This window comes from Lysinibacillus sp. 38-6 (genome assembly GCF_046245175.1).
In the GTDB taxonomy this organism is placed as follows: Bacteria; Bacillota; Bacilli; order Bacillales_A; family Planococcaceae; genus Lysinibacillus.
The window spans coordinates 2,209,101-2,231,727 of sequence record NZ_CP176417.1; the positions used below are offsets into that span (position 1 = coordinate 2,209,101).

19 protein-coding genes and 1 other annotated feature are annotated in these 22,627 nt (G+C 38.3%); of the genes, 11 read left to right on the plus strand and 8 right to left on the minus strand.

The genetic code is table 11. The annotated features are described in order from the left end of the window. The first annotated feature begins 178 nt into the window (after window positions 1-178). The 4 genes from ACKVEV_RS11400 (at window position 179) to ACKVEV_RS11415 (ending at window position 4,225) form a co-directional block, all read left to right on the plus strand. Complete coding sequence (locus ACKVEV_RS11400; protein WP_409366604.1) at window positions 179-1,222, plus strand: DctP family TRAP transporter solute-binding subunit; 1,044 nt, start codon at window positions 179-181, stop codon at window positions 1,220-1,222. Between the two features lie 56 nt (window positions 1,223-1,278). After that, entirely contained in the window at window positions 1,279-2,325 is a 1,047-nt protein-coding gene (locus ACKVEV_RS11405) for a DctP family TRAP transporter solute-binding subunit (RefSeq protein WP_409366605.1), read from the plus strand. Window positions 2,326-2,478: 153 nt separating this feature from the next. Next, on the plus strand, window positions 2,479-2,976 hold the full coding sequence (locus ACKVEV_RS11410; RefSeq protein ID WP_409366606.1) for a TRAP transporter small permease: 498 nt from the start codon (window positions 2,479-2,481) through the stop codon (window positions 2,974-2,976). Next, complete coding sequence (locus tag ACKVEV_RS11415) at window positions 2,957-4,225, plus strand: TRAP transporter large permease (RefSeq protein ID WP_409366607.1); 1,269 nt, start codon at window positions 2,957-2,959, stop codon at window positions 4,223-4,225. Before ACKVEV_RS11410 ends, ACKVEV_RS11415 begins: the two co-directional genes overlap by 20 nt. Before the next feature lie 18 nt (window positions 4,226-4,243). Here the strand turns inward: ACKVEV_RS11415 and ACKVEV_RS11420 are convergent, their stop codons facing one another. From ACKVEV_RS11420 to ACKVEV_RS11435, 4 genes are all read right to left on the minus strand, one after another. Next, window positions 4,244-5,131: a DMT family transporter gene (locus ACKVEV_RS11420; RefSeq protein WP_409366608.1), complete on the minus strand. Its 888-nt coding sequence runs from the start codon at window positions 5,129-5,131 to the stop codon at window positions 4,244-4,246. 233 nt (window positions 5,132-5,364) lie between these two features. Beyond that, window positions 5,365-6,579, minus strand: coding sequence for an amidohydrolase (locus ACKVEV_RS11425; protein WP_409366609.1), 1,215 nt, complete (start codon window positions 6,577-6,579; stop codon window positions 5,365-5,367). Continuing rightward, on the minus strand, window positions 6,576-7,826 hold the full coding sequence (locus ACKVEV_RS11430) for an amidohydrolase family protein (RefSeq protein ID WP_409366610.1): 1,251 nt from the start codon (window positions 7,824-7,826) through the stop codon (window positions 6,576-6,578). The genes ACKVEV_RS11425 and ACKVEV_RS11430 overlap by 4 nt, the downstream gene beginning before the upstream one ends. Before the next feature lie 60 nt (window positions 7,827-7,886). After that, window positions 7,887-9,446 carry a glutathione ABC transporter substrate-binding protein gene (locus ACKVEV_RS11435; protein WP_409366611.1) on the minus strand — a complete coding sequence of 520 codons (1,560 nt, stop codon included), beginning with the start codon at window positions 9,444-9,446 and terminating at the stop codon, window positions 7,887-7,889. Between the two features lie 216 nt (window positions 9,447-9,662). Between ACKVEV_RS11435 and nikC the strand changes: the two genes are divergently transcribed. Genes nikC through ACKVEV_RS11470 form a run of 7 tightly spaced genes read left to right on the plus strand, consistent with a single transcriptional unit; the run spans window position 9,663 to window position 16,262 of the window. Further along, a complete protein-coding gene (gene nikC, locus ACKVEV_RS11440) occupies window positions 9,663-10,532 on the plus strand; it encodes a nickel transporter permease (RefSeq protein WP_409370541.1) in 870 nt (289 codons plus the stop codon). Between the two features lie 14 nt (window positions 10,533-10,546). Beyond that, complete coding sequence (gene nikB / locus ACKVEV_RS11445; protein ID WP_409366612.1) at window positions 10,547-11,467, plus strand: nickel ABC transporter permease; 921 nt, start codon at window positions 10,547-10,549, stop codon at window positions 11,465-11,467. A 12-nt stretch (window positions 11,468-11,479) separates the two neighbouring features. Continuing rightward, window positions 11,480-12,493 carry an ABC transporter ATP-binding protein gene (locus tag ACKVEV_RS11450; RefSeq protein WP_409366613.1) on the plus strand — a complete coding sequence of 338 codons (1,014 nt, stop codon included), beginning with the start codon at window positions 11,480-11,482 and terminating at the stop codon, window positions 12,491-12,493. Continuing rightward, window positions 12,490-13,482: an ABC transporter ATP-binding protein gene (locus ACKVEV_RS11455; RefSeq protein WP_409366614.1), complete on the plus strand. Its 993-nt coding sequence runs from the start codon at window positions 12,490-12,492 to the stop codon at window positions 13,480-13,482. Before ACKVEV_RS11450 ends, ACKVEV_RS11455 begins: the two co-directional genes overlap by 4 nt. A 42-nt stretch (window positions 13,483-13,524) precedes the next feature. Continuing rightward, the gene (locus ACKVEV_RS11460) at window positions 13,525-14,268 is read left to right on the plus strand and encodes a sensor histidine kinase (RefSeq protein ID WP_409366615.1); all 744 of its coding nucleotides are present in this window, start codon (window positions 13,525-13,527) and stop codon (window positions 14,266-14,268) included. Between the two features lie 27 nt (window positions 14,269-14,295). Then, complete coding sequence (locus ACKVEV_RS11465; protein ID WP_409366616.1) at window positions 14,296-14,991, plus strand: response regulator; 696 nt, start codon at window positions 14,296-14,298, stop codon at window positions 14,989-14,991. 5 nt (window positions 14,992-14,996) lie between these two features. Next, window positions 14,997-16,262, plus strand: coding sequence for a permease (locus tag ACKVEV_RS11470; RefSeq protein WP_409366617.1), 1,266 nt, complete (start codon window positions 14,997-14,999; stop codon window positions 16,260-16,262). Window positions 16,263-16,325: 63 nt separating this feature from the next. Here ACKVEV_RS11470 and ACKVEV_RS11475 read toward each other — a convergent pair whose 3' ends face one another. From ACKVEV_RS11475 to leuS, 4 genes are all read right to left on the minus strand, one after another. Continuing rightward, entirely contained in the window at window positions 16,326-17,264 is a 939-nt protein-coding gene (locus ACKVEV_RS11475; RefSeq protein ID WP_409366618.1) for a hypothetical protein, read from the minus strand. Further along, a complete protein-coding gene (locus ACKVEV_RS11480; protein WP_409366619.1) occupies window positions 17,251-17,772 on the minus strand; it encodes a sigma-70 family RNA polymerase sigma factor in 522 nt (173 codons plus the stop codon). Before ACKVEV_RS11480 ends, ACKVEV_RS11475 begins: the two co-directional genes overlap by 14 nt. 136 nt (window positions 17,773-17,908) lie before the next feature. Continuing rightward, window positions 17,909-19,654 (minus strand): methyl-accepting chemotaxis protein, encoded by a 1,746-nt coding sequence (locus ACKVEV_RS11485; RefSeq protein ID WP_409366620.1) that lies wholly within the window; start codon window positions 19,652-19,654, stop codon window positions 17,909-17,911. 225 nt (window positions 19,655-19,879) lie between these two features. Next, window positions 19,880-22,297, minus strand: a complete 2,418-nt coding sequence (gene leuS / locus ACKVEV_RS11490; protein ID WP_409366621.1) for a leucine--tRNA ligase — start codon at window positions 22,295-22,297, stop codon at window positions 19,880-19,882. A 91-nt stretch (window positions 22,298-22,388) separates the two neighbouring features. Then, window positions 22,389-22,600: a binding site (T-box leader), on the minus strand. Window positions 22,601-22,627: the final 27 nt, after the last annotated feature.

Sequence of the window (22,627 nt, forward strand, 5' to 3'; positions counted from 1 at the left end):
GGCAGATTCTTTATTTATTGTAAATACAGCATTTCATCGTCTTCTTTCAATAAAACACAGCCATTTAGCAAATACCATAAATACCAAAATGTTCATTAATACCATAATATTGAGTATTTTGATATTTCAAATAAAATAAAGAACGTTCACATCTTCCATAGAATAGAGGTGAATTTGTATGTGGCGCAAACGCATTCTAACACAATTTGTTAGCGTTATCATGTTACTGACAGTGCTGTTAGTTGCTTGTCAGCAACAAGAATACCCCACAGACAATGAGCAGTTAAGTCATGAAGAACAAATTGTTATTCGATTTTCACATGTAGTTGGTGAAAACACACCGAAAGGCATGGCAGCAGTTAAGTTTGCCGAGCTCGTTAAACAACGTAGTAACGGTCATGTAGAAATTCAAGTCTTCCCAAACGGTGTTCTTTATAAAGATGGTGAAGAAATGAATGCCCTACTACGCGGCGATATTCAGATGATTGCTCCCGCCATTTCGAAAATCACAACGCTTGTCCCTGAGTGGTCAGTGATGGACTTGCCTTACGCATTTAAAAACGCCGAGGAAGTGCATACATACGTAGAAAGTGAAGTTGGTCAATCTTTAATGAAGAAATTAAACGACCATAATCTGTTTTCGATAGGTGTATGGGATAGTGGATTTAAGCAGTTCAGTAACAGTATCCGCCCTATCCAAGAAGTTTCGGACTTAAAAAACTTACGCATGCGCATCATGCCAAGTGATATTTTAGCAGAGCAATTTTCCAGCGTAGGTGCTTATCCAAAACGCATTGATTTCAACACCGTTTTCCATCAACTACAAAAAGGCAATGTCGATGGACAAGAAAATACGCTCACGAATATTACAAGTAAAAATCTGCATTCTCTGCAAGATTACTTAACGATTAGTAATCACGGTTATTTAGGCTATTTACTACTTATGAACAATGAGTTTTGGCAGTCATTACCGAAAGATGTACAAACATTGCTACTCGAAACATTAGCAGAAGTACAACAATGGGAATGGCAACTTGCCGAAAAACTTACGGCAGAACGTCTGCAAGAAATGGAAGCTTGCAGCTGTATTAATATTCATTACTTTACAGATGAAGATGTTGAAAAATGGGAGTCTGCATTTGAACCAGTCTATGATTATTACGCCAAAAACTATAGCAAGAAATATATTCTTGCGCTACCAAAAAACCATGCACGTCAATAACTTGGGTTTAAAGGGAATCCTTTTAACTATAATCAAAACACTAAGGGGGATTTGCAATGAAAAAATGGCTTCTTATGTCATTAATGGCTGTACTTGTTCTCGCATTGGCAGCTTGTGGCGGCGATAAAAAACAACCAGCTTCTGCTCCAGCAGCTGATGGAGATGGTGGCTATACAAAAGACAAACCACTTATTATTAAATTTTCTCACGTAACATCCATCGACAGCGTGAAGGGGAAAGCAGCTGACGCTTTTGCAAAACTAGTGGACGAGAAAACAGACGGGAAAGTGAAAGTTGAAGTTTACCCTTCATCCCAATTATATGGCGATAACGATGAGCTCGATGCATTAGTATCTGGGAACGTACATATGATTGCTCCATCTGTTACAAAAATGGTGAAAATCGACCCTCGTTGGCAGTACGTGGACATGCCGTATCTTTTTGAAAATGAAGAGCATGTTCGTAAGTTCTTTAATTCCGACGTAGCGAAAACGATTTTAGAATCCGATCAGTTAGCAGCAAACGATATTAAAGGTCTCGTATTCTGGGAAAATGGCTTTAAGCATTTTTCTAATAACAAACATCCACTTGTGAACGTGGAAGATTTTAAAGGGTTAAAATTCCGTGCACAGGCAGGTAAAGTACTGGAAGCACAATTTAAAGCATTAAAAGCGGGCTCTGCTACGATTTCATTCGGTGAAACATATGCTGCGCTTCAACAAGGAACGGTAGATGGACAAGAAAACACATTCAACAACTTTGATACACAAAAGTACCAAGAAGTGCAAAAGTACTTCTCCGTATCAGAACATGGTCGTCTAGACTATGCCATCTTCGTTAACAAACCTTTCTGGGAAAAGATCCCTACAGATTTATTAAAAGCGGTGGAAGACTCTTTAACTGAAGCAACAACATTAGCTTGGGAATTAGCTTCTGAAGAAAATGAAAAATCATTTGAGAACATTAAAAATTCTGGTATTGAAGTCATTGAATTAACAACGGCTCAAAAAGATGCACTTAAAGCTGAATTGGAGCCAGTTTACGAAGAGTTCGGTAAAGCTATTACAGAAGAATTAATTAACGGTATTCGTGATTTAAAATAAGCTCTTCAACATTGAGTGTCGATAAGTAATCGACACTCACTCTTTTTCTTAAAGTAAATCGCTTACAAATTTCACAATATGGTTCTTTAACGAATGGACCTTTTACTTTATGAATAGGCAAAAAATTTAATTATATTTTAAGGAGGCATCCGCATGACTGTTTTACATAAAGTTTGGGGCTATCTAGAGGAAATCCTTGCTGGGTTCTTTTTCGTAGCTGGGATCGCACTTATCTTCTACGGTGTCATGATGCGTTATATTTTTAACGAGCCGCAAGCTTGGGTGGAAGAATTAGCACGCTACGCAATTATTTGGGGAACATTTCTTGGCTTTGGTTTAGCTCTTCGCCACAATCAACATATCCAAGTCGATATTTTATACGATAAATTAAAACCTTCCAATAAACGAATTTTAGATTTAGTCGCAACATGTTTAAGCATCGTATTTTGTATTATTTATACGTACTATGGCTTTATTTTAGTGGAGAATCGTTTTACATCCGGCATGGTATCGCTTGATATCGGCATTCCAATGTGGGTTGTCTATTTAGTACTGCCGATTTCCGGTGTTTTATTTTTATTGCGTTTTGTAGAACGATTAGTCAATATTTTACGAGGAAAGGACGAAGAATATGCTAATCCTCTTACTTAGTTTTTTTGTTTTATTATTTTTACGTGTACCAGTTGCAGTGAGCTTAGCACTGGCTACTATTTTAGTATTTTTCCAAATCGATTTTAATATGAATATGATTCCACAACGTATTTTCACAGCACTCGATTCCTTCCCGATGATGGCTATTCCAGGATTCGTTCTTGCAGGAGTGCTTATGGCACGTGGTGGCATTTCCAAATATTTAATTGAAGCATTACGCGCATGGATTGGTCATCTACCTGGGGGTCTTGCCGTCGTAACGATTGTTGCCTGTGCTATTTTCGCAGCGATTTCAGGTTCTTCCCCTGCTACTGCTGCTGCTATCGGTTCAATTATGATCCCTGCCATGATTTCAGCCGGCTATCAAAAACGGTATTCAATGGGGCTAGTAGCTGCTGGTGGTACGCTCGGCATTTTAATTCCGCCAAGTGTCCCGTTAATTATTTATGGTATCACATCCGAGCAATCCATTGGCGAATTGTTCATGGCGGGTGTTATTCCTGGTCTTGCGTTAACAGGCATTTTAATCGTTGCTGCCATCTTTTATGCCAAGCGCAATGGCTTTAAAGGAGACGAGCCTGCCTCTTGGAGGGAGCGTGGACGTAAATCATTAAAAGCCATTTGGGGTGGCTTCTTACCGTTTTTAATTTTAGGTACTATCTATTCAGGTGTTGTCACACCTACTGAGTCAGCCGTTATTGCCGTATTTTACGGTTTAATCGTATCGCTATTCATTTATCGTGAAATGAAATTAAAAGATTTCCGCGAAGTATTAGTTGAGTCTATTAATATTACAGCGATGATTTTCTTAATTATCGGTGCCGCTTCATTATTCGGATTATATTTAACGAATGCGCAAGTGCCACAGCAAGTTGGTGCTTGGATTGCAGAAAGTGATATGAACAAATGGATTTTCATGATTATCGTCAATATTTTGTTCTTTATTATGGGGATGTTCTTAGAAGCCGTTTCTATCATTTTAATTACCTTACCAATTTTGCTACCAATTCTTGTCCATTTTGATATTAACCTTATTCACTTTGCGATCATTATGACAATCAATATGGAGCTAGGTATGATTACACCTCCAGTAGGGTTAAATCTTTTCGTAGTAAGTGGTATTGCAAAAGAAAAGCTCGGTGAAGTGGTTAAAGGCGTTATACCATTTATTATTTTAATGATTGTGTTTTTAGCTATCGTAGTAATCCTTCCCCAATTATCACTATGGTTACCAGAGCAAATGAAATAACAATTAAGTGCCAGGCACTCATTTAACCAATTCCTTTATTTCTTTATAATAAATACATAGAATAATTCCTACAAGAATGAGCAATGAACCATAAATTTGAATGCTCGTTGGTAGCTGATTTAAAATAATGGCACTTAGGACCATCGCAATCGCCGGTTCAAAATTTAGCAATAGCGATGCATTGGTCGACCCTACTTCTTTCATTTTTTTATTCCATATTAAATTACTAATACCGTGAACGATAATGGCGGAAACAATTAATAGCAACCAATATGGCCATGCCACATGCATATTTTGTTGTGACAATATGGAAGTTCCAAATGGGATTAACACAATTAAACCAATTCCATTTGTATAAAAAGTGATTGCCGCAGCAGACAGTCGACTACTAAGGTCATTGACAATAATGAGGAATATAGCAAAACTAAACATCGTAAGTAAGCTTAGCATTTCCCCTTTGCCAATGGACATGCCAATCAATGTGCCCTTCGTAATAATCATCGAAACACCTACAAACGATAATATAGCACCTATCCAAAAAATAATATTTCGATATTCTTGATAAATGACTTTATTCAGTAGTGATGTCACAATGGGGGCACACGCTAATATAAGTGCAGCTGTTATCGGCGTTGTATGCTGTAGACTGGCATAAAAACTATAGTGATTAATAGCAACCCCTAAAATTCCAGCAACAATTAATAAGCCAATATCGCGGCGTGTTACAGATGTACGGACAATCGCTCGCCAACTAATACAACCTAAAAAAACAACAATCACGACAAGTCTATAAATGGCAATGGCTATCGGGTCCCAATGGTGGACAAAGATAGCTCCGATAATAAAGTTACTAGCCCAAAAAAATACACAGAAAAATAAAATCATGTATGTTGTAAGTTGTTTCATTTATTGCTCCTTCTCACATAACAAAATAATCCATCACACCTCTGGCCTATGTGTTCGACCTTGTCGAATAGCCCCTTCTTAAACATCCGTTGCTACAAATTAAAAAAACCGCTTCGCTTTCCTTTGCCAAGTATCGCTATCTCTAGGACAGCGATACTTCTGCATAGGAATGTAAGTGGATTTTCGTCTATATAAAATTATTTCAGGGGGATAATTTTATGAAGAACGGGTCATCAAGAATGAATAAATTTCCCTTTAGACATAACCGTACGCTCTAAAGGTCTTCTTGCAATGACTTCAGCACTTGATACTGCGTCAAAGAAGACAAAACTTGCTTCGTCGTTAATATTTGGCCACACCTTCTGACCATTTGTATCTAATGGCGTAATACCATTTGTAATGTATTTCAATGTTTGGCGAATCGAACGCTCATCTAATTTCCGAGAAATGTCTGCAAACGTCGTTACTTTTTCTAAAATATCTCCGGAACCATAGGGACTCCAAGAATCAAAAAATCCATCGCAACCAAAATGAACATCAACCCCATGCTCTGACAGCAAATCAATTGGCGGCATCACACGATTCAAGTTATAAGGCACTGTTGACATAATCTTCACTTGTTGCTGTGCAAGACGATCTGCAATTGTATGTTGCTCCATAGCAGAAACATCACCTAATGCAAAGGCATGACTGATCGCTGTTCTACCTTGATAGTTGGCCTCTTCAACCATATCAAGCCATTTATCGATTGTATAGTAACCAACATGACCACCATCATGTAAGTGAATATCAACGTCAACATTAAACTCATGGGCAATCTCCATTGTTTCGTATAAAGATCGTTCAATCGTGTTATCGATTCCAGCAGGATCAAGCCCACCAATCATTGTTGCACCGTTGCGCAATGCCTCACGCAGCAGCTGCGGCACATTATCTCGTAGTAAGCCATGCTGTGGAAATGCAATAACCTCAGCTGTTACAACATCTTTATAGTCATCTAGCGCGGCTAATACGCCCTCTAAATTTTTCAACCCGATATATGGGTCAATATTGACATGTGTCCGAATATGATTAGTGCCGTTACTCATAATTTTTTCAATCATTGCCACTGCTCGCTGTTTGCCCGTTGTCGCTAAAATCGGTAGCTCTCTCGCCTCATGTGCCAATCGATCTTTTAAATTTTTCGATGGGATAACCGCTTTCCAAGGTAATGATAAATAGGTTTTATCTAAATGATTGTGCATTTCTTTAAAAGCAGGTAACAGAAGCTTACCATTCATATCGGTAACGTTTTGTGATGCCTCGATAGTTTGGGTTGCCGGAACGATTTGTGAAATAACCCCATCAGTAATCTCTAGGTGAAAAAGTTCCACCTTTGTACCAACTGTATCATTATCTTTTATATACTCGCCTGTTTCAAGTAGAACATTTGTCAGCCATTGCTTCATCTGAATTCTCCTTTCAGCTCTCCGACTTCCTGCTGGTGAATAATATTGCCTTGTGAAATCACCGTAGAGATAGGACATCTTCTAGCTACGACGTGTGCTGTACTAACGCCATCTACTAATAGCATATTGGCTACATCACCAACCTTCGGCCATACACGCTCCCCTTCATCATTCAGTGGTGTTATACCGCCAGAAGCATATTTCCATGCGCGACTTAAAGCATATTCATCCATGAAGCGGAATCTTTCCGCCATCACATTCAATTTTGTAATAGTATTGCCTGTACCATATGGCGACCAATGATCAGTTAAACTATCATGTCCTACTGACACGTTTACCCCTTTGTCATATAAATACGGAATAGGGATTGTCGAACGATTGATGCCGATTGGTACGGTCGTTGTGACGTCCATTTGCACTGCAGCCATTGCTTGTACTAGATTTTCGAGTTGTGGCTGCGCTAAATCTGCCAGTGCCATTGCGTGACTAATGGTCACTTGCCCCTCTTTTTTAGCCTGCTTTGTTAAATCAATTAACTTATAAAATTCAAATTCACCTAATGTATTAGCTGTATGAATATGAATATCGATACCCGTATTATAGTCTTGCGCAATTTGCATTGTTGTTTGCAATGATTTTTCGATATTGCGATCAACAATCGATGGATCAACACCGCCCACTAATGTTGCCCCCATTGTCATGGCCTCACGAATTAATCCTTCTACATTTGAACGAAGAAGACCATGCTGTGGGAAGGCTACAATGTCATACGTAATTTGGTCCTTATATTTATCTAACACTTGCTTTGTAATTTCGATATGCTTCGTGCCAATTTGTGGATCCACATTACAATGTGAACGAATATGTGTATGCCCTTGAGCAATAAGCCATTTCACCATTTCCTCGGCACGATAAGCCGCCGTCGGTAACTGCTTCGGTAACAATGTTTGCTCTTCCTCAATCCGTGTTAATATTCCTTTTGTAATAGGTCTTGGTGCTTGCCACTCCCCACCAAAATACGTTTTATCGATATGAATATGCATTTCACGGAAGGAAGGAACTAATAATTGTTGTTGTGCATCCAATACTTTACTATTTTCAGGTACTACAATATTTTTGCCGACCTCTTTTACATGTCCATCTTCAATTAGGACATCATAAATAGCTGTACGTGTTGCAACAATATGCTCATTGTCATGTTCAAAAGCTTCTTCTAATCTCACATTTTTCAGCAATAGTGTGCTCATTGTTCACTCTCCCCATTTGTATTTGAATATTAGTAATAAAACAAATTCCATCCCATGCCTTTATTGGACAATTTCAACGCCACTAAGCATTGTATAATTCGATGCATCCAACCAAAAGCCCTTTACCGTATTACTATAAACCGCAATGTGTTCATAATTGCGAACAGGAATATAGACCGCCTCATCTAGCTCTAATTGCATCGCTTTTTTGTAGATGTCATTACGAGTAGCTTGATCTGATTCCGAACGACCTTCTTCAATTAGTTTATCAATTTCTGGATTACTATAATAGAAATGATTGCCTGGTGCGCCCATAGAAGCTGTATGGAACAGATTGTATTGGTTGTAATCAGCGTCCCCAGTAGCATTACCCCAGCCACTAATAAACATTTGATGATGTTCTTTCGTAATTTCTGAAATAAATGCACCATATTCCATCACTTGAATATCGACATCTAAGCCAATCCCCTTTAATTGTGATTGCACTACTTCTGCCATATTAATGCGCTCTTTGCGATCACTTGTAAGTAATTTAATTTTCGTGCCTTCTTTAATGCCTGCTTCTTTTAATAATTGCTTTGCTTTCACAACGTCATAATCATATGCTTTTGTTTCACTTGAATAACCGATTACTTTTGGACTCATTGCTGAATTAGCCAGTGTGCCTACATTATTATAAATGCCGCTAATAATCGCTTCACGATCGACTGCATAACTGATTGCCTGACGTACTTTAACATTTGATAATAGTGAATCTTTGACATTAAAGCCGATAAACTCCACAGCTAGCCCTTCTGTACGGAATAAGTTCATTGTGGACGAGTTTTCAATTCTGTCGATATCCGTAACAGGTACTTGATCGGCAATATGTGCTTCTCCACTTTCAATCATCGCTAAACGCGTTGAATCTTCAGGTACGATTTTAAATGTCACTTTGTCAATTTTCGGAACTGTACCCCAATAATCCTTATTTGTATTTAATGTAATGGCTTGACCTGATTTCCATGATTCAAAAATAAATGGACCCGTTCCCACTGGATTTGTCGCAAGTTGATCTGCTGAATCCGCAATGGCTTTCGGGCTAATAATGCTACCTTCTTGGCTCGCTAAAATCGACAGTAGCGGTGCATATGGATTTTTTAATTTTAATGTGACAACATACGTATCATCCACCACGACTTCACTAATCATCGATAGCTTATCGCGTTGTGGTGAGCCAGTCGCTGGATCTAAAATACGATTAAATGTCGTTTTCACAGCTTCTGCGTTAAAATCCTCGCCATCATGGAACTTAATGCCTTCATTTAAAGTAAATGTCCACGTTAACTCGTCCTTTTGCTCCCACGACTTTGCTAATAATGGCACAATATTGCGATCTCTATCAAACGCTACTAATGTTTCATAGACTTTACCATGAATAATATTTGCTGAAGGAATATCTGTAATAAAATGCGGATCGAGGCTCGTAGCATCAGATGCTCTTAAGACAATGAGTTCGCCTCCTACACTTTTTGCTCCTTCCTTAGAACCTTCTTCGCTATTGTTACTTGCAGTAGAGCAAGCCTGCAATAGTGCGACAGTCATTAGCGCTAAAAATAACAACCATTTCATTTTCTTCATATAAACGACTCCTCCTCAATTATTGATTGCTTACATTTCGAATTATAAAGAAATAAAATACCGTTGTTTTTTAAAATCTTTACTTGTTTTTTAAATTTTCTGACTAATCTCTCTTAAAATATTTACTTTCCGTGCGCTTTTCAATAAATTGATATCACATCTATTAAAAAAGGAGATATCACTATGGAAAAAGTAACGACAACGATGGATCAGTCGATGTTATTGGATGCGCGCAAAGCATCTCGGAAGAAAAATAGGATTAATTTTGTCAACAAAATTAAAAAAAATAAAGCGGCAGTTGCGGGTGGCATCATTATCCTTCTTTATCTCATTATGTTTCTTATCGGTCCTTTCATCGCCCCGTTTGATCCGTACGATGTGCAATTGGATCAAAAATTACAAGCACCTAGTTTAGAGCATTTAATGGGAACTGATGATAAAGGACGCGATATTTTTAGTCGAATTTTATATGGTGCACGCCTTTCAATTGGTGTCGGTTTTTCTGCCGTACTTTTTGGTGGCACGATTGGCACATTGCTCGGGCTTATTGCTGGCTATTACGGCAGATGGATAGACTCCATTATTAGCCGAATATTAGATATCATGCTAGCCTTTCCTGGTATTTTACTAGCTTTGGCGATTGTCAGTGCATTAGGCCCTAGCCTTATCAACGTCACAATAGCTGTTGGCTTTTTCTCTATTCCAATGTTCGCGCGTATCGTGCGCGGTTCCACAATGGAAGTAAAGAAATTGGAATATATCGATGCCGTTAGAACACTTGGCGCAAATGATGTAACGATTATAGCAAAACATGTTTTTCCTAATATTTTATCACCAATTATTGTGCAAGCGTCTATGCGTTTAGCGACAGCCATTTTATCTGCAGCGGGTTTATCATTTTTAGGTTTAGGTGCGCAGCCTCCATCACCGGAATGGGGTGCCATGCTTTCAAATGGTAGAGATTTTATTTTCACTGCACCTTATATGGCACTGTTCCCGGGCATAATGATTTCGATACTTGTACTCGGCTTTAACTTGTTCGGTGATGGTTTGCGAGATGCACTTGATCCTAGAATGAAAAATTAAAGGAGTGTAGCGATATGACACTATTTATAATAAAACGAATTGCCCAGATTATCCCGGTTACATTAGGTGTAACACTCGTTGTGTTTTTAATTATGCAGATGATTCCCGGTGACCCCGCCCTTATTTTAGCTGGTGAAGGGGCGTCCAATGAAACTGTTGAAGAATTACGAGAAAATTTAGGATTAAACAAGCCTCTTTATGTACAATACGGTGAATACATTAACAATCTTGTACATGGTGATATGGGGCACTCTTTAAAAAATAAACAGCCTGTCCTTGAGGAAATTACTACTCGTTTACCTATTACAATTGAACTGGCGTTTTACAGCATTTTAATTACGATTGTGCTCGGTCTTATTGCCGGTATTATTTCCGCAATACGTCCATACTCTTTGTTAGATGTTGGTTTAATGATTGTCGCGCTTTTAGGTATTTCCCTACCAAGCTTTTGGCTAGGCATTTTATTAATGTATGTCTTTTCAGTACAGCTACAATGGTTGCCTGTAGCAGGTTGGGAAAGTGCAAAACATATTATTTTGCCTGCCATTACACTGGGTGCTGGAGGTGCTGCCATTGTAGCCCGCATGACCCGCTCCAGTATGCTGGATGTGGTCAATCAAGATTATATTCGCACCGCCAAAGCGAAGGGTTTAAAAGGGTACGTTATTATTTTAAAACATGCCTTACGCAATGCTTTAATTCCTGTTATTACAGTCGTAGGTTTACAGTTTGGTACATTACTCGGCGGTACTGTATTAGTAGAATCGGTTTTCGCTGTCAACGGACTGGGGCGTATGATTGTCGATGCGATTCGTACACGAGATATCCCAGTTGTGCAAGGTGGCGTCCTTGTCGCATCTTTAATATTTGTTGTGATCAATCTATTTGTCGATATTTTATACAGACTATTTAATAAACGAATTGATTTAAATTAGGGGGGAAATGCAATGAAACGAGATACTGTATTGGAAGTAAACAACTTACAAACATACTTTTATTCCAGTGAGGGGGTTGCCAAAGCTGTTGATGGTGTATCATTTACACTTCATAAAGGTGAAACGCTAGGCATTGTAGGTGAATCAGGCTGTGGAAAATCCATGACTTCCCTTTCCCTTCTAAGACTAGTCCCTTCACCACCAGGTAAAATTATTAATGGTGAAATACTACTAAACAATACCGATTTACTGAAATTATCAGAGGAAGAGCTACGCAAAATACGAGGGAATAAAATCTCAATGATTTTCCAGGAACCGATGACGAGCCTCAATCCTGTATTAACAGTTGGTGAACAAATTGCTGAAACAATCCGCTTACATCAAGGCTTGTCCCGTAAAGAAGCATGGCAACAGGCAGTGGAAATGATTCGCCTTGTCGGTATACCCGCACCAGAAAAAAGAGCGAAGCAAGAACCTTATCAACTAAGTGGTGGTATGCGCCAAAGAATTATGATTGCGATGGCTTTAGCGTGTACACCCGATGTATTAATTGCCGATGAACCGACCACTGCACTGGATGTAACGATTCAGGCGCAAATACTCGATATTATTCGTAACTTGCAACAACAATTAGGCATGAGCATTATTTTTATTACACATGACCTCGGCGTGGTAGCTGAAATTTGCGATAAAATCGCGGTAATGTACGCAGGTCAAGTAGTGGAGGAAGGTGCAACGGACAGCCTATTTGCAAAACCGCTTCATCCTTATACAAAAGGTTTAATTCAATCATTACCAAAGCTCTATGAAGATCAAGAAGAGCTTTCGACGATTCACGGCACAGTACCGAGCCCCTATCATTACCCGATTGGCTGCCGGTATGCAGAACGCTGCCCATTTGCAACAGCGCTCTGTCGCGAACAACAACCTGAGCTGATGACGGTCGAGCCGGATAAAAAGGTCAGATGCTGGATGTATAGTGAAGAGTGGCAAGGACAATCTGCGCAGGAGGAGATGATGGTATGACAATGAAAGAAAACACGCAACCATTATTACAAGTAAATGATTTGAAACAACATTTTTTCTTAAAAAAAGAAAAACTGTTTGGTGCACAGCAAGTTGTGAAAGCGGTAGATGGCGTTTCTTTCGATATTATGCCAGGAGAAACGTTGAGCATCGTTGGTGAATCAGGCTGTGGGAAATCGACAACAGGTCGTGCGATTTTACGATTGGATGAGCCGACATCTGGTGAGGTATTATTGTTCGGCAAAAACTTAGTCGCGATGAACAAAAAAGAGCTGCGTGTTGCAAGAAAGGATATTCAAATTATTTTCCAAGATCCTTATGCTTCCCTCAATCCACGCAGAACGATTCGCAAAATGCTGACGGAAGCCATGTCCATTCAAAAAATTGTTCCACCTGCGCAACAGGAGGCTCGCATGCTCGAATTAATGGCACTCGTTGGCTTACGTCCAGAATATCTCGAACGTTATCCACATGAATTTTCTGGTGGGCAAAGACAACGTATCGGTATTGCAAGGGCACTCGCAGTGAATCCAAAAATTATTATTTGTGATGAATCGGTTTCTGCCTTAGACGTATCCATTCAAGCACAAATATTAAATTTACTAAAGCAATTACAACGAGATCTCGATTTAACATTTTTATTTATTTCGCACGATTTGAGTGTTGTGCGCCATATTTCTGATCGGATTATGGTCATGTATCTCGGAAAAGTTGTTGAAATTGCTGATAAGCATTCCCTGTTCTCTCAACCGCTTCATCCTTATACGAAAGCACTCTTTTCGTCCATACCAATTATCGATAAGCAACATCGGAAGGAGCGTATTATTTTAAAAGGTGATATTCCATCACCGCTTAATCCGCCTAGCGGTTGTAGCTTTCACACTCGTTGTCCGTTTGCAACCGAGCAATGTCGAACGGAAATACCGGCGTTGCGGGAAATAACTGACACACATCAGGTAGCTTGCCATTTTGCAGAAAATTTAGTTTAATGTTATTTACACTTATAAAAATCAGGAGAGGTCCATTTCGTTATGTTACAACTAGAAACATTCAACATTTATATTCTCCTATGTGTAATCGCTCCAATTATTGGAGCTTTTCTGCTTACATTTATCTTTATATTTGAAAAACAGATTGATAGTCTCGAAGAAGAAAAAAGACATTTGGAGCTCGAGCAAGATTTACAGCGTGCTAATATTTTGCAACTCAATCAACAAATTCAGCCACATTTCTTTTTTAATGCTTTAAATTCTTTATTAAGCTTAGCACGCATGAATCGTAAAGAAGATTTAGTTGCTGGTATTGAAGCTTTAGCAACGTTTTTTAAATTTAAATATAATGACCATGATGTGTTAATCGCATTAAAAAACGAAGTCCAATTTGTTGATAGCTATTTAAATATTCAACAGCTACGCTTTGGGCATCGTTTAACCATACGCAAATTTATTGATCACGAAGCGTTTGCTGTCAAAATTCCCCCGTTTATTTTTCAGACGATTATTGAAAACGCCTTTAAGCATGGATTTGAAAAGCACATTGGTCCTGCTGAGCTATCCATTTATATAAAAAAAATGGACAAGTTCTTATTGATTGAAATAACGAATACACAGCCAAACAGTATGGCGCGTCAACCTAGTGAAGAAGATTTACAGCAAGGCTACGGACTTGAAAATGTTCAAAAACGTTTAGAACTTATTTATGGACTTGAAAATATTTTATTTTCGACCATTAGTGAGGAGCAACTCTATACTGTTACTATTCATGTACCTGCGTAAGTTATAGAAGTAGAAAGGATGAACAACATGAATATATTAATCGCCGATGACGAGCCGTTAGAGTTAGAACAAATGATTTATTTATTAAAGCCACATTTTCCTAATTGGAAATTTCACACTGCTCTCGATGCTTCTCAAGCATTACAAGTAGCTAAAAAACATCGCATGACTATCGCCTTTCTAGACATACAAATGCCTGGAAAGGATGGTATTACGCTGAGCAAGGAACTAAAAGAGCTTTATGAATTAGATATTATTATGGTGACAGCATTTCAAACCTTTGAATACGCGCAGCAAGCATTGCGTATCGGGGTGAAGGACTATTTAACAAAGCCTGTTATTGCCAGTGAATTAAATGCTATAGTCGAAAAATATAAAGCGTGGAGCTCTAATCATGATGCGATCCAAAGTGCCCTGTCATTTATTCATGAAAATTATCATGAAAAACTGACGCTCAATATTATTGCTGAAAAAATCCATTTAAATCCAAGTTATTTAAGTCGTAAATTTTTGGAGGAGCAATCGATTGGCATTAACGAGTATATTAATAATTATCGCTTAGAAATGGCGATTAAAAAGATGAATGACAATATGGAGGCAAGTATGTCCTCTATTGCAGAAAGCTGCGGTTTTAATAGTCAGCATTATTTCAGTGTCGCTTTTAAGAAAAAATATCATCAGTCGCCACGTCAATACAAAGTATCACAAAAGTATAGAGGGTAGTAAAAATGTATGTTAAAAAACTTTCACTTCTCGTCCCGCTAGCAAGTTTAAGTACAACAGCCGGTGTCATCGTATTATTAGCTAGATGGATTAGCGGTAATTTTTTACTTTCCTCCCCATCCGCTCTTATTTCATTTGGTTTTATGGCAGGTATTTGCTATACAGTAGCAACAGCTCTTTCGTTTATCGTGCTTGGTTCTTTTTTAAATAAAAGTGGCTATGCACAAAGCCAGCACCAACAAAGTTTTTTAATGATAAAAATGCAAGAAAAACTCAGTGGTATGAATTTACAAGTAGTACGCCTGTTTTACCTACTAACAGGCATTGAAATTTGGCTAATCCAATTCATTAGCATCAGTGTGTTATCAACGATTATGTTCAATGTCCCAGTGCCCATCACATTGGCATTATTTTTAGTAGGGATGTTAGCATTAGATCGTTTCTTGTCTATAAAAGGGATATTATGGTTAGATACGTTATTTATTATCCTGTTATTTTCTTTACTTATTTTTATCCCGATTTTTTATTTTGTACAAAATGGAGCAAGCACGGTTTATGAAGGCATTCGCTTATATCACCCTTATTTATTTTACTTTAAAAACAGTGAAATCCTATTATTTTATGTTGTCATCCAATTAGCTATTTTAGGGAAAGTGTTGTTTGATAAATCGACTTGGTATTTAATCGCCTTTATTAAACCTAAAAAAGTACGCCGTAGCTTATTTTCATCAGGTGTCGTTTTAGCTTTATTAACATTGTCCTTTACAGCCATCTTAATGATTGCATTGTATGGCGGCTCATATGGTCAATTTCAAATTTTAATCCTAACTTTTTTATATGAAGTACAGCCAGGTTTTCTGACGTTTGCCTTTCTCGTTATTACGCTGTTAGCCATTGTCACAACATTACTTGTAGAAATGCGCGCAACAAAACGCTTTTTTACGACAAGGAAACCGTATTATTACTATTTAATTGGCTTGCTAGTTGTACTCTTTAGTCTATTTATATCCATTAAAATCACGATTTTAGGTGTGATTTATAGCTTTGCCTTTATCCATATTACAATGTTGCCATTTATCTTATTGCTGTTATTTGCAAATCGCACGATTCATAAACAAAGTTGGGTTGCTGTATTGTTGTCGATTGCGCTTGGTATTGCTGTCGGCATCCAGTTTAGTTTTTTATACGGTTTAGCCGTTAGCTTTATTGTGTCATGCCTCTGTCAATTTTTGCTACAGCAGGCTAGTCGTGTTCCACAAGCAGACGACTAGCACGATGATTTACATAACAAACAAAAAAGATGCTTCGCAAACTCGCGAAACATCTTTTTTCAGTTATTGAACCCAAATGACAAAAGCGATAAATACAATAAGTAAGTAAACAGCATTTATTATCGCCACATAATGTCGTTTTTCATGTCGTCCAAAATAATATTCGGTTACTAAATGAGGCAACATTGTCACTGAAACAAGCGCGAAGTCGGCTACAATAAAAATAATCCAAGTTTTTATATTAAATATAACAAGCACAACACAGTTAAAGAACTTCAAAATAATTGCCGTTTTCTGATGCTTGTCATTTACAAACCGCGGCTCTTTTGGAATATTAAATTTCCAGCGAACAGCTCTTTCGATTACCCAACCTCCAAGTAACATAACGCCAAGCCATACGAGAAATGCTGTAATTTTAAAAGGAGCTTCCTTAAAATTAAAGTCTGTAAAGGCCGTGACAGCCTGTTCATCATTGACTATATAAAAAGTATTTGTTTTTTCATCAAGAAAAGCAAGTTGTTCCATATTTTTATACATACTTAACTTTACCGTTTGCCCATTGCTAAATTGTACCCACATATTATTGATTACATGAAAATAGTCATTTTTTTGCGCTACAACGCCATGTTGAAGGACGTTTTCAATCAGCTTTGTTTCTGCCCCTTTTTCGTACTGTTGTTGCCCGATAACCCAGCCTGTTCTTCCTGCTTTAAATGAATTTTCATTCCCATTTGATGCAATGGACAACTGTTGTATTTCCTCATTTTTTGCTAATTCAACAATGGAAGCATGCTGTGGATATGCTGTTTGCTGGAATGGCCCAACAATGAATAAAAACAGCAACGTCACGATTGCACCAACAATTATTGTTGGATATTGCCAGTTGCGACTTTGTTTGTGCTGTTGTTGCTCGGCACTATGCACAATACGCTCTTGTAATGCCTTTGTAAATCGGGGCGCTTCCCCTATTTCCTGATCCAGCTTGTTTTTAAACGATGTCATCTCCTAGCACCTCCCAATCGCTTTGTTCGAGTTTGTTTTGAAGCAGTTGTCTTGCTCTTCGCAACCTTGTCTTTACTGTATTGTCAGTACTGCCTAGCACCTCTGCTATTTCCCGTACTTTTAATTCTTGATAATAATAAAGAATTAACACTTCCCTATAAGAAATGGGTAGCTCAAATAAAGCTGCTTGCAACGTCACTCGCTCTTGTGCTTGGATAAGATCTCTTTCTGGCGTTTTTTTACTTGCTCCAAAATGCAGCTTGCCAAATAATTGATGGCGTTTATTTTTCCAGCTTCTTAAATAGTCATGGCTTTTATGTACTGTAATTTTCACTAAATAGGTTTTCAGCGAAGCTCTTTGTTCAAAGCGATCCTGTTGCAAGTAATAGGCGAGAAATACATCTTGTACGATTTCTTCAGCAATCGACCAGTCTCGCACATATAAATAAGCCACACGCAGGCAATACTCGCCGTGCTCGGCCATAATGGCTGTTAAATGCTCACTCAAACGAGCCCCTCCTTTATCATTCACCCTATAGTCGTCATTAATTGTCAGTTGGTTTCACTAAAACGAAAAAAGTGCCCATATTACGGACACTTTTTTCTAACGCCTACTTTTCAAATTATGAAGCCGCGCTCGTTTTTTAAATTTTAAAATGATTGATCGCATTAAACATCGCTTTAGAACTGTTTTCTAATTCCTCAACAACAGACTCTAAATCATGGACAATCGTCATTTGTTGGTCGGATGCACTCGCTACACTTTCCGCACGTTCTGCATTCATAATAATAACGTTGTTCATTTGTTCAGCTGAGGCCAATACTTCCTCTGAGCTTGCTGACATTTGCTCGATAATCGCTGAGTTTTCTTGTATTTCTTGGTTGACGCTTTGCACCCCTTGTAAAATCTTCACTAATGCTTGACCAATTTTGCCAACTTCTTCGCTACCATCTTTCACACTTGTAGCACTCGTTTGCATTTCTTCCAATGCCTTCGTCGTTGTAATACTGAAACTTTGTAATTGATTTTGGATATTTTCAGCAGACACACGCGACATTTCTGCTAATTTTCGTACTTCATCGGCTACAACGGCAAAGCCTTTTCCTGCTTCGCCTGCACGCGCCGCTTCGATTGCTGCGTTTAATGCAAGTAAATTCGTTTGATCGGCAATACTTGTAATAACAGCGACCATTTCTTCAATTGAACGGAATTGTTTACCCATTTCCGTAACATGATCAGATGTAGCAAGAACTGAATTTTCAACTTGTTGGATTTTCATTACGACATTTTCAGAGTCTGATACACCTGTTTGAACACGCTCTGTAATATCATTCGATGATTCTGCTACATTTGTTGTAGCATCTGCCATACGTTGAATGCCTGACACCATTTCTTCCATTGCACGTACAACTTCTTCATTGTTTGCACGTTGCTGCTCGCTTCCACTAGCAATTGTTACAATACTATTCGCTACTTCGCTATTGGAACTGCTTACCGTTGCTGTTGAAGTATGAATATTTTCAATCGCTTGTTGTAAATTAGAAGCTGTTCCATGAATCATTTGGAATGTTTCTTTTAATTTGTACATCGATTGTGTAAATGCTTTAGAAAATGCAGATATTTCATTATTACCTGCTACTTTAATCGATTCTAAGCCTTTTTCCGCGCTTCGAATATCGCCATCTGCGAATTGCTCGGCAACTTCTTTTAACACGACTAGCGGTTGTAATAGACGATTTGTATAAAAACGAATAATAGCAATTAAAATAATACCGCCCAGCAATAAAATAACGACGATATATGGAATCGTTTGTTTTAGCACATCGCTTTGAACAGCTTGTACCTCATTTGCCATCATATCTACACCGACAAAGGCAACTATTTCTCCAGCACTATCTTTTAATGGTGTAATCGCAGACATTAAAGAACCGTATGTTTCACTTTTTTGAATATCTGAGTAGTAGCCATTATTATCAATTGCCTTTTGACCATCATTATATGTAAGGACTTCAGATGGATCCCCCATAGCACCAGCCATTTCTTCATCTAACGGTAAACCGTCGACTAAAAATTTCAAATTTTCTCCCTCTGTTGGTGGATATAACACATAAGCATATAACAAACCATTATGTATACGTAATGTATTTAATTCTTCTCGCAACTCTTTATATAACGATGAGTCCTCTGATTCGATTAATTTTTTATACGCTTCTACATCTAATAATGAGGCTATTGTTTGTGCTTTGGATACGCCATCACGACCGATTGCCCCTTCAACGGAATTATTTGTATTCATATATAAAATACCTATCACTAACCCTACAATGAGGATTACGACAACACTTGCGAACAATAACACTTTATCGCTCAATCTTTGTGACTTTTTCATAAATATGCTCCTTTTCTCAGTGTTTTCATTACTATATACATAGAGAATTTTAACCTTTATCAACGCCAAAAGATACATATTTTGCTATAAAAATATAAAATAATATCTTTTTTACCCATCTTTTGTCAATAAATGTCGTTTTATTTTTCCTATTCATTGGCAGATGTCGACAAAAAAACCGTGAAGTACGCTAACAAAAGCGTAGTTCACGGTTCTTCCTATTTCTTATTTAACAACGATATTAACAAGTTTACCTGGGATGACAATAATTTTTACCAAGTCTTTGCCTGCCATATATTCTTGTACTTTTTCATCGGCTAATGCCACTTTTTCAATCTCTTCTTTTGAAGCATCTTTTGCTACGATAATTTTTGCACGTACTTTACCTGCCACTTGCACAGCTACTTCTACTTCATCGTCTACTAGCTTAGACTCATCGTATGCTGGCCACTGTTCGTAAGATAGTGTTTCTTCATGACCTAATAGCTGCCATAGTTCTTCTGCAATATGTGGTGCGATTGGTGCTAGCATTTTCACAAACCCTTCAGCGTAAGCCTTTGGAAGTACTTCTGCTTTATAGCAATCATTAATGAATACCATCATTTGCGAAATTGCTGTATTGAAACGAATGCCTTCGTAGTCTTCTGTTACTTTTTTCACTGTTTGGTGATATGACTTTTCTAGGAACTTATCGTCCGAAGCTTGAACCTTCGCTGATAAAGTACCATCTTCTTCATTAACAAGTAAACGCCAAATACGGTCTAAGAAACGACGAGCACCATCTAAGCCATTCGTTGACCATGCAACTGAAGCTTCTAATGGACCCATGAACATTTCATAAAGGCGCAATGTGTCTGCACCGTGCGATTCAATAATTTCATCTGGGTTGACGACATTGCCTTTTGATTTAGACATTTTTTCATTACCTTCACCAAGAATCATCCCTTGGTTAAATAATTTTTGGAATGGCTCTTTCGTGTGTACGACACCTAAATCGTATAGTACTTTATGCCAGAAGCGTGCGTATAGTAAGTGCAATACGGCATGCTCTGCACCACCAATATAAATATCAACTGGTAACCAACGTTTTAGCAACTCTGGGTCAGCAATTGCTTCTTTGTTGTTCGGGTCGATATAACGTAGGAAGTACCAGCTAGAACCTGCCCATTGTGGCATTGTATTTGTTTCACGACGACCCTTCATACCTGTTTTTGGATCTACAACATTTACCCAATCCGTAATATTGGCTAATGGTGATTCTCCTGTTCCTGATGGACGGATATTATCCGTTTTTGGAAGCATTAATGGTAATTCTGCTTCTGGAATTGGCGTCGTTGTACCATCTTCCCAATGAATCATTGGAATTGGTTCGCCCCAATAACGTTGACGTGAGAATAACCAGTCACGTAGACGGTAAGATATTTTTTTCTCACCAACGCCTTTTTCCTCTAACCATTCAATTGCTTTTGCAATCCCATCTGCTTTATTTAAGCCGTTAAGGAAGTCAGAGTTAATGTGCTGACCATCACCTGTAAATGCTTCTTTGTCGATGTCGCCACCTTCAAGCACTGCAACGATGTCTAAGCCAAACTCTTTGGCAAATTCGTAATCACGCTCGTCGTGAGCTGGAACCGCCATAATAGCGCCAGTACCATAAGTCGCTAACACATAATCTGCAATCCAAATTGGCACTTTTTTACCGTTAATCGGATTTACTGCATAGGCGCCTGTAAATACACCTGTTTTTTCTTTCGCTAAATCCGTACGCTCTAAATCAGATTTCATTTTTACTTTTTCAAGGTAAGCCTCTACAGCAGCTTGTTGTTCAGCCGTTGTAATTTCAGCTACCAGTTTATGTTCTGGGGCAAGTACTGTATACGTTGCGCCGAATAATGTATCTGGGCGTGTCGTAAAGACCGTAAAGTTTTTGTCTGATCCTTCAATGCCAAACGTTACTTCTGCACCTTCAGAACGACCAATCCAGTTGCGTTGCATATCTTTAATCGATTCAGGCCAATCTACTTCTTCTAAATCATCGATTAGGCGATCCGCATAAGCCGTGATTTTTAGCATCCACTGTTTCATTGGACGACGTTCTACCGGATGTCCACCACGCTCAGATTTTCCATCAATGACTTCTTCATTTGCTAGCACTGTACCTAATGCAGGGCACCAGTTTACAGCGACTTCATCTACATATGCTAAGCCTTTTTTATATAATTGAATGAAAATCCATTGCGTCCATTTGTAGTATTCTGGATCTGTTGTGTTTATTTCACGATCCCAATCATAGCTAAACCCTAGTTCTTGAATTTGACGCTTGAATGTTGCAATATTTTTTGCTGTAAATTCTGCAGGGTCATTCCCTGTATCTAATGCATATTGCTCTGCTGGTAAACCGAATGCATCCCATCCCATTGGATGTAGAACATTGAAGCCCTGCATACGTTTGAAACGCGAAAGGATATCTGTTGCTGTATACCCTTCAGGATGCCCTACGTGAAGTCCCGCTCCTGATGGATAAGGGAACATATCCAGTGCATAAAATTTCGGTTTATCCGTTTCATTTTCTGTTTTGAATGTTTTATTGACATCCCAATATTGCTGCCACTTTTTTTCAACTTGTTGATGATTAAAGCTCATACTATTTCCTCCTTATATATGTTCAATACTACTTATCGTAAGAATTGACAAAATATTTAAAAAATAAAAAAACTCGCCCCTTCCTTTGTCAGAAAGGGACGAGAGTATTCTTATCTCCCGCGGTACCACCCAAATTAGTGATTACACTCGGCTCAAGCTTCCTTAACGCGGAAAGGACGGCACACATACAGTTATGTACGCAGACTCAGCAGGCGAGTTCAATTTGCATCCCTACTAGCTTGCACCAACCGCTAGCTCTCTAAAAAGAACCACAAATTTACTATTCCTCATCAATGTCTTTACATGTATTGCATTTATTCTAATGGAAAG